At 41.8% G+C, this 297-nt stretch carries 1 tRNA gene and 1 rRNA gene; both read left to right on the top strand.

The features are described 5' to 3' along the window. The first annotated feature begins 119 nt into the window (after positions 1–119). A tRNA-Thr gene (locus OQJ75_RS22510) sits at positions 120–196 on the top strand. A gap of 41 nt (positions 197–237) precedes the next feature. Then, positions 238–297, top strand: a 5S ribosomal RNA gene (rrf, locus tag OQJ75_RS22505); the annotation flags it as partial.

The raw sequence follows: 297 nt of genomic DNA, 5'->3' as shown, positions 1-297 counted from the left end.
ATGGTAGTGTGGGGCTTCCCCATGTGAGAGTAGGACATCGCCAGGCTTTAAATTTATTTTCACTTTTAAAAAGTGAAGACAAAAAGTTTTAAGAATCGTTTTTAAATGATTCTTTAACTGCTGATATAGCTCAGCCCGGTAGAGCGCACCCTTGGTAAGGGTGAGGTCCCCAGTTCGAGTCTGGGTATCAGCACCATATTTAGTTGATTTGATTGTTCAAGTTAACAACAGAATTTGTTTGACGACCATAGCATTGTGGACCCACCTGATTCCATGCCGAACTCAGAAGTGAAACAC

The organism is Vibrio sp. 14G-20 (assembly GCF_026241515.1).
GTDB lineage: Bacteria > Pseudomonadota > Gammaproteobacteria > Enterobacterales > Vibrionaceae > Vibrio.
Note: the sequence above shows the minus strand (reverse complement) of the source record. Positions and strands in the feature narration are given on the sequence as shown.